We start from the raw sequence: 209 nt of genomic DNA, 5'->3' as shown, positions 1-209 counted from the left end.
GTATCGATGAGTGAAAGCTTAAGCAACTCCGTATCAATGAGCGAAAGCTTGAGTAACTCAGTAAGCATGAGTGAAAGTTTAAGCAACTCAGTATCGATGAGCGAAAGCCTCAGCAACTCGGTAAGTATGAGCGAAAGCTTAAGCAACTCCGTTTCCATGAGCGAAAGTTTGAGTAACTCAGTAAGCATGAGTGAGAGTTTGAGTAACTC

General features: G+C 42.6%; 1 pseudogene. It reads right to left on the bottom strand.

The features are described 5' to 3' along the window. Nucleotides 1-209: pseudogene (locus LMB56_RS00150) on the bottom strand (hypothetical protein); the annotation flags it as partial.

Source organism: Limosilactobacillus reuteri, assembly GCF_020785355.1.
Lineage (GTDB): Bacteria > Bacillota > Bacilli > Lactobacillales > Lactobacillaceae > Limosilactobacillus > Limosilactobacillus reuteri_I.
Note: the sequence above shows the minus strand (reverse complement) of the source record. Positions and strands in the feature narration are given on the sequence as shown.